Annotated in this window: 2 protein-coding genes; both read right to left on the bottom strand. The window is 61.5% G+C overall.

What is annotated here, in order from left to right; genetic code table 11:
• On the bottom strand, positions 1 to 271 hold a 271-nt coding region (locus tag BLW97_RS18565), incomplete at its 3' end, for a helix-turn-helix domain-containing protein (protein ID WP_242947884.1).
• Between the two features lie 221 nt (positions 272 to 492).
• A partial coding sequence (locus tag BLW97_RS18560) for a hypothetical protein (RefSeq protein ID WP_207650666.1) occupies positions 493 to 1,043 on the bottom strand: 551 nt, incomplete at its 5' end.

Genomic DNA, 1,043 nt, shown 5'->3' with positions numbered 1-1,043 from the left:
GCGTCATCGCTTCCGGCTTACTCTGCGTGGTCAATTCTACCAGACGGGCCACATCCATTTTCACCGGAGGGGCGCCGCGCGGTAAATCGCGTTCAATGCCCGACAAGCGGTGTTCCAGATAACGCTTGCGCCAACGTGCGACTTGCAGGCGATCCACCCCCAGGCGCTCCGCAATTTCTTTGTTCTGCAAGCCCTCTGCCGCCAGCAATATCATCCGTGCCCGTAATGACAAGCGGACACTGCTTAATCGGGAGGCGACTATACGGGACAACTCGGACCGCTCTTCGCTGGTTAAAGTGACTGTGGGCGCAACTCGCAAGGCTCGACTCCATTCATACCCTCAACATGGAGCTATTTTATCATCATTAACCTTAAGGTTCACCAAGAATGCAACACTAAACTAGAGGATGGCAGGCGACGCTTCTGCCTGATTACCCCTATCATAGCCTTGTCCCTCTCTGGGAATCCACCAGAGGGGCAGACATGTGATAATCAGCCGCCGTTATTCGTGAAGTTGTCCTGCAGGACATAAGGAACCATAAACAATGAGCCCCATGACAAGCGGCTCGTTTTGTTTTGGCCGTTAAGGTGCGCCAGGCCCTCCAGGGGGCGGTCCGCTTGGCCCACCCGGTGGAGGCGGTCCACCCATAGGTCCTTGGTGGGGTGGCTGTTGAGGTCCAGGTCCCCCAGCCCCCCCTTGTGGCGGCCCTCCTCTCGGGCCAGCAGGAGGCCCTTGCGGGGGTCCTCCTGCTGGCCCTGGCTGGAACCGAGGCCCTCCATGGTCAGGACCTGGTTGTGGGCCGAAACCTGGCCCACCCATAGGTCTTTGGTGAGGTCCAGGCCCTCCAGGTCCACCCTGTGGTGGCCCCCCTCTCGGACCAAATTGAGGTCCTCCAGGGCCTGGTCTTCCGGGTGGTGGACCTGGTGGTGGACCGAACCCCGGCCCACCTGGTTGCGGCCTCCCCGGAGGCCCAAAGCCCGGTCCACCGGGAGGAGGCCCAGGCGGAGGCGGTTGTGGTGCGCCAGGCGGAGCCGGTGGCGGT

It is taken from the genome of Acidithiobacillus albertensis (assembly GCF_001931655.1).
Taxonomy (GTDB): domain Bacteria; phylum Pseudomonadota; class Gammaproteobacteria; order Acidithiobacillales; family Acidithiobacillaceae; genus Acidithiobacillus; species Acidithiobacillus thiooxidans.
Note: the sequence above shows the minus strand (reverse complement) of the source record. Positions and strands in the feature narration are given on the sequence as shown.